At 42.2% G+C, this 6,104-nt stretch carries 10 protein-coding genes; 6 read left to right on the top strand and 4 right to left on the bottom strand.

Annotated features, from left to right (window positions below; genetic code table 11):
- Positions 1–205: 205 nt before the first annotated feature.
- The 3 genes from IM479_RS21495 to IM479_RS21505 are packed head-to-tail and all read right to left on the bottom strand — an operon-like array spanning position 206 to position 1,995.
- Complete coding sequence (locus IM479_RS21495; protein WP_286826527.1) at positions 206–1,249, bottom strand: S66 peptidase family protein; 1,044 nt, start codon at positions 1,247–1,249, stop codon at positions 206–208.
- Positions 1,250–1,260: 11 nt separating this feature from the next.
- Positions 1,261–1,485 (bottom strand): polyhydroxyalkanoate biosynthesis repressor PhaR, encoded by a 225-nt coding sequence (locus tag IM479_RS21500; protein ID WP_286826528.1) that lies wholly within the window; start codon positions 1,483–1,485, stop codon positions 1,261–1,263.
- Between the two features lie 42 nt (positions 1,486–1,527).
- On the bottom strand, positions 1,528–1,995 hold the full coding sequence (locus IM479_RS21505) for a CBS domain-containing protein (RefSeq protein WP_286826529.1): 468 nt from the start codon (positions 1,993–1,995) through the stop codon (positions 1,528–1,530).
- A gap of 161 nt (positions 1,996–2,156) precedes the next feature.
- Here IM479_RS21505 and IM479_RS21510 point away from each other — a divergent pair, with 161 nt between their 5' ends.
- Together IM479_RS21510 and nadC are read left to right on the top strand one after the other, a co-directional pair.
- Positions 2,157–2,723, top strand: a complete 567-nt coding sequence (locus tag IM479_RS21510) for a Uma2 family endonuclease (protein ID WP_286826530.1) — start codon at positions 2,157–2,159, stop codon at positions 2,721–2,723.
- Between the two features lie 71 nt (positions 2,724–2,794).
- Positions 2,795–3,643 (top strand): carboxylating nicotinate-nucleotide diphosphorylase, encoded by an 849-nt coding sequence (nadC, locus tag IM479_RS21515; RefSeq protein ID WP_286826531.1) that lies wholly within the window; start codon positions 2,795–2,797, stop codon positions 3,641–3,643.
- Positions 3,644–3,769: 126 nt separating this feature from the next.
- Here the strand turns inward: nadC and IM479_RS21520 are convergent, their stop codons facing one another.
- Positions 3,770–4,597 (bottom strand): SAM hydrolase/SAM-dependent halogenase family protein, encoded by an 828-nt coding sequence (locus IM479_RS21520; RefSeq protein WP_287687740.1) that lies wholly within the window; start codon positions 4,595–4,597, stop codon positions 3,770–3,772.
- Positions 4,598–4,731: 134 nt separating this feature from the next.
- Between IM479_RS21520 and pirA the strand changes: the two genes are divergently transcribed.
- The 4 genes from pirA to IM479_RS21540 all read left to right on the top strand — a co-directional run.
- Positions 4,732–4,893 carry an arginine synthesis PII-interacting regulator PirA gene (gene pirA / locus IM479_RS21525; RefSeq protein ID WP_002733724.1) on the top strand — a complete coding sequence of 54 codons (162 nt, stop codon included), beginning with the start codon at positions 4,732–4,734 and terminating at the stop codon, positions 4,891–4,893.
- Positions 4,894–5,048: 155 nt separating this feature from the next.
- The gene (locus tag IM479_RS21530; protein ID WP_002732944.1) at positions 5,049–5,213 is read left to right on the top strand and encodes a DUF8624 family small hydrophobic protein; all 165 of its coding nucleotides are present in this window, start codon (positions 5,049–5,051) and stop codon (positions 5,211–5,213) included.
- Complete coding sequence (locus IM479_RS21535; protein ID WP_287079766.1) at positions 5,206–5,661, top strand: GNAT family N-acetyltransferase; 456 nt, start codon at positions 5,206–5,208, stop codon at positions 5,659–5,661. The genes IM479_RS21530 and IM479_RS21535 overlap by 8 nt, the downstream gene beginning before the upstream one ends.
- A 362-nt stretch (positions 5,662–6,023) precedes the next feature.
- A partial coding sequence (locus IM479_RS21540) for a helix-turn-helix domain-containing protein (protein WP_287674144.1) occupies positions 6,024–6,104 on the top strand: 81 nt, incomplete at its 3' end.

Raw genomic sequence — 6,104 nt, forward strand, 5'->3', positions numbered from 1 at the left:
GGTCTGCTGAATAAATCTAAAAACCTTGTTGGGTAAGACTTTTAGACTTTTTGTCAATCAAAAAGTACCAGGCATGGGAGTGATCAGGGGGAAAATTCCGGGACTTTTTCCCTGAAAATTAGGTAGTTGACCACCTGAAAATCGGTAAAACCCATCCCCCATCCCCCATCCCCCAACCCCCACCGAAAAACTTTTTCAGCAGACCCTACTTACTAACCGCCGATTCTAACATAGTAATTGTTCCCCGATTAGCATCAAATTCTACTGCAATACCAATAGCTAGAGTCTCGATAATCTCCAAATGTCCGATCATCAAACCTAAACAAGCGGGAATTTTTAAGGGTTGGATATATTCTCGGATTACTTCTTCTAAAGTTAGGGAACCATAGTCACTATCGGCGCTACAATTGCTACATTGACCGAAGATAAACCCAGCTAAATTATCGAGAATTCCTGCTAATTTTAATTGATTTAACAGGCGATCTATTTCATAAATATCTTCACCAATATCTTCTAAAAATAGGATAGCACTGGTAAAATCTGGTAGATAGGGAGAACCTGCGATCGAGGCTAAGGTGGTTAAATTACCACCGATTAATTTACCTTTTGCTTGACCTTTAGTAATAGTTTGAATCCGATTTTTTACCTGCATTAAACGATTGGCATCATCGGGATCGGGAATATTTCTAAAAGTCAACTTTTCCCCAGAAAATAAAACCTGTCGAAAGCTTTCAGTTTGAGCGGTGCGCCAACTAGAAAAGCCATTGGGAGCATGGAAAGTAACTAAACCAGTTTTGGCATAAATAGCTAATAATAAAGAAGTTATATCACTAAAACCACAGATAATTTTCGGATTACGGCGAATTAAATCGTAGTCAAGATAAGGTAATAAACGAGCGCTTCCCCAACCGCCGCGAATTGGTAAAATTAATGCAATATTATCATCGGCAAAAAATTGATTTATATCCGAGGCTCGCTCGCTATCTTTACCAGCTAAATAACCATAACGCTCTAAAGCGTATTTACCAACTTTTGGGACTAATTTTAGGGCTTTAACTGCTTCGATAACTATATTTAAATCATCTTCTTTAAAAGTTGCCCCCGCTGGACTAATAATACCCACTCCGTCCCCCGGTTGTAGATGTGGCGGTTTAATTAGAGGAAAATTATTACTAACAACTTTTCTAGGAATTAGGGAAAAACTAACAGCAGTTATGGCAGTAGTAGTGAGAAATTGACGGCGCTTCATCCTGATAGTTTTTAGAAAAATTGCAAGGGAAAGAGGACAATTAATGCCCAAAACTGATATTTTTGTTTTCCTTCTAATGGGTTTAGTCGATTTTCTATTCCCTCAACTTTTCCCGTTAACACCGCTTGGCCTACCTTTAAATCCCTCACATCTTTTTGTAAAGAATCGATTTTTCCCTCAATCCGCATCAAGATAGTTTCTAGGGAATAAGTAACCGTTTCCTGAGATTGATTCATTTGTTCAAGACCTTTTAGTTAATTGTTGCCCTAGAAAAGCAATTATGCTTCCGATTTTGCCATATCGCGAATGATATCGCCGCGAGTGATAATACCAATTACTTTGTGGGTTTCTTCCTCAATCACCGGTAAACGACGCACATGACGATCATACATTAACGAGGCCGCTTCTTTCAAAGGGCGATCGGCTGTGATACTAATAGGTTTATCGGTCATTACTTCCCCCACGGTTTGACCGAGAGCTTTATGGAGTAATTTCTCGTGACGGCTAGGATTTTGTAGATAGATAACGCTATCGAGGAGCAGAATGTAAGGAGGAGCTTCTACTCCCGTTTCCTGCCACATAAGGTCAGTTTCGGAGATAACCCCAATCAGTCGTATATTGTCATCCACCACGGGTAAACCACTAAACCGCTTTTCGGCCAAAATCTTCACTGCTTCAGACAGAGAAGTGTTAGCGGTGACGGTGATGGGATTGGGAGTCATGATATCGGCAACTGTTTTTGTCATCTTAGCGACCTGCGATAATAATGCTTTCTGTCTCCATCTTATCATTAGGGTAATCAGTCACCGCTTAATTATGAATATTCTTCAATCTTCGGCTGAGAAAATGGTATAACATAAAAAGGAAATAGGATATTAATTTAGTTAGTTGACAAGGAAAAAGAAAAATGATCGCTCAACCTCAATACCCAGAAAGAATGACCCCGGAAGAGTATCTAGAATGGGAAGCTACACAGGAATGTCGCCATGAATACATTGATGGGGAAATTATCGCCATGACTGGGGGTAGTCTGCCTCATAATGATATTACCTTGAATTTTTACACTGCTTTAAGACTTCATCTCCGTCCGCGAGGCTGTCGAGTGAATGTATCTGATGCGAAAGTACAAGCTAATAATAGTCGTTATTTTTATCCCGATTTGGTGATTAGTTGCGATTTTAGGGATAGAGAATCTCGTAATTTTATTCAACATCCACAAGTGATTATTGAAGTGCTTTCCCCCAGCACAGGAAACTATGATCGCACTAAAAAGTTACAATATTATCGTCAGATTGCTAGTTTACAAGAATACGTTTTAGTCGATCCCGAATCGATCAGTGTTGAGGTTTATCGTCGCGGTGAAGATAAAATTTGGTTTTACTGCGCTTATAGTCAAGGGGAAGAAATTATTCTATCTAGTCTCGATTTTCACTGTGCGATCGAGTTAATCTATGAAGGGATAAGTTTCGATTAAAGAAAGTTTACAAACAGGTCAAACATTCCTAAACTTAAAATAAATACGTCCCGATTGTTTCGATAAATTCTATGTTACCGCCCCTATTAGTCCTTGATCCCTTGTTAGAAAACTGGTTACGAGAAGATCTCGGTAGAGGCGATCGCACCACCCAAGCAATTTTCTTCGGTCATGCTAAAATCGGTCAAGCTAGTTGGATTGCCAAAGAAGCGGGAGTTATTGCCGGTTTACCCGTAGCTGAACGCGTTTTTCAACTGCTTAACCCCACTATTCACTTTACCCCCACCGTTGCTGAGGGGGAATTCTGCTCTAAGTCTAAAGTTATTGCCGAGATAGGAGGTTCCCTCGATGCGCTGTTAATTGGGGAAAGAGTCGCTTTAAATCTTGCCATGCGCTTGAGTGGAATTGCTAGTGCCACTCGTCAGTATGTGGAGAAAATTGCCGATTTACCGACAAGATTGGTGGATACTCGCAAAACTACCCCCGGATTGCGAATTTTAGAAAAATATGCCTCCAGTATCGGTGGTGCGATTAACCATCGTTTGGGGTTAGATGATGCAATTATGATTAAAGATAATCATATTCAAGCAGCAGGCAGCATTGAGGAAGCAGTGCGTCGTGTACGGCAAAATATGCCCTATCCTCTCACAATTGAGGTAGAAACCAGCCAATTAGAAGAAGTGAATCAGGCCCTGCAGCAGGAGGTAGAGAGCATTATGTTAGATAATATGGATTTAGAGATGATGCAAACTGCTGTGGAGATGATCCGCAATTTTAATAGTAAAACCAAAATAGAAGCATCGGGAAATATTACCCTCGATCGCATTCGCAACGTTGCCGAAACAGGAGTAGATTATATTTCCACTAGCGCCCCGATTACCCGTTCTACTTGGTTAGATATTAGTATGAGAATTGATTAAAAAGCTATATCAGTTATCAGTGGGAAGTGGGGAAGTGGGGAAGTGGGGAAGTGGGGAAGTGGGGAAGTGGGGAAGTGGAGCATTTGGCTGAAATTTCCCTAAACCCCCAAAACCCCCAAAACCCTATCACCCTATCTCCTGACTCCTATCTCCTGACTCCTGACTCCTATCTATTCTAACCTCGATCGCATCGCCAATATTTAGGTGTAATTGCTTTTGAGCGCTACCACTATTGACGGCAATTTCTAACCCCCCGTGACTACCGATAAAAGCGACTATTTCTCCGGAAGAAACATCACTGTAGGTGTTTTTTGCGGGGATAATTTTTGGCCCCAACTGTACTGACCAATTTTTTCCCTCTAGGAGATAATCGGGAATATTACTGATTAAATTGCCGAAAATGTCGATATATTGGATTTGACCGCTAATTTTATCTTCCTCGATTTGCGGAACAGCGATCGCTAATTGTTGCAAGCTATCGGGATCAATAATCTCACCTAACATTTCTAGGGGTACTCCCCGGGACAAATAAGCGGCCACAGGAGCAAAAATATCGCGACCATGAAAAGTAGTGCTAGGGTTAGGGGTGCGCCAATAGGAAGAATTATCGAGATTAACGGCAGATATAGCGGGAGATTGACTTAAAATGCCACTAAATAAACCATTATCTGGCCCGACTAAATAACCACCGGCAAAACGAATCCCTACCCCGCGTCTTTTGCTTCCCACCCCCGGATCTATAACTGCCAGATGAATAGTGCCTTGGGGAAAGTATTGATAGGCATTTAGGAGGACAAAACGACCAGCGTAGAGGTCTTGGGGCGAAATTTGATGATTCAGATCGATCGTGCGAGCATGGGGGGCAATTCCCGCAATTACTCCCTTGATAATGCCCACATAACCGTCCTGTAGTCCAAAATCGCTAGTAAGGGTTATCAGTGCCTGTTCCGTCATTGACTTGTCACTATGGTTGCCAACAGCTTTAATAAATCTTAACGCTAAATTCAGTAGCTAAAGATACAGTTTACCAAGGAGAATGTTATGATTTAGATATAAGGTAAGTTAAGTCGCTCAAAAGTCTGTCCATCATGAACAAAAATCGTCAGCAAGTCCTAACACAGGCCACCGTCGCTCATAGAGAAACACTCCGCAGAAATTTACAACACCGACTGGAAGTAGCTAGAGCGCAGGGAAATGAAGCTTTAGTACGTCAATTGGAAGCAGAGGCGGCCTATTTGCACCTTCGTTAGATTTAATCGGTGTTTAGTCATAGTCTAGTTGTCGGTTTCTGGTGATCGGTATGCCGATCACTTTTTTTTGGGCGAATTTTTTTTTTTTAAATTGCCGATATCTCCACTGGCAATCCTTAAAATAGAAGGAACAGCAGTTTAGAGATCAAATAATTATGGCTTTTTTTCGGCAATATATCGCCCCGCTCCTGACTATCTTAGTGTTTTTAGTTGCTCTGGTTGCCACTGGCATCCGGATTTTTTTACCGGCAGATTTAGCGGCACCCGCTCCGATCGAGCCATCCCTGGGCATAATTTTCTCTTATCCTTGGCATGGCTAACCTTCCCGAAGATTATCGGCTGCGACTGGGAAAAACGAGCGATCGCTATCTACTAATTAATTTTCTCACCCGCACCTATCAAGAATTTTTTCCCGAACAAAAAAACCTCTCCCATCTAGCTGATACAGTCAGACAGTTTTTTTGCCTCGATACTCCCCTGTGGATCGTCGAAGGACAACAAACGGCGATCGCTTGTCTCTGGATGGGGAGCGCCGTCGATCAGGTGACAGGCGATCGCTATGGTCATATTTTTCTAATTTACGTCGATCCCCAGCATCGTCGCCAGGGTATCGCCACCGCACTAATCGATCGAGCTAAGGATTGGGCAAAAAGTCGCGGACAAACCCGCATCGGTTTACAAGTCTTCATCAATAACGACAATGCTCTCAATCTCTACCAAAATCTCGGCTTTCAAACTCGCTCTTTGCTGATGTTGAAAAATATTTAAAAACTGTCAGGAGATAGGAGTTAGGAGACAGTCTCGATGAAAAAATTTTCACCCCCACAGATGAAAGAGGTTTCCTTCCCTACACCCCACACCCCACACCCTACACCCTGTTTCAAGTCAGGAGACAGGAGATTGTTTTTATTTATTCTTCCCACACCCCACTTCCCCAACCCCAGACATACCTATAGAGATGGCACTGTCAGCATTAATTATTCCTGATCGAGCCACAAAGGGTAAAATTGGGGAAACACTGCAATACACTGGCAGTCATCGAAAATTTTGGGTCTGAAACCCCGTCGTAGAACGACGGCTTTACCGTTAAATACTAGCGCATTTACCAAATATATGCTAAAATGTGAGACATGGAAAAAGCCTATTCGTTTCGATTTTACCCAACACCCGAACAAGAGTCGCTATTGCGGCGCACTTTGGGCTGTGTAAGA

The sequence above is a fragment of the Microcystis sp. M165S2 genome (assembly GCF_020245885.1).
Lineage (GTDB): Bacteria > Cyanobacteriota > Cyanobacteriia > Cyanobacteriales > Microcystaceae > Microcystis.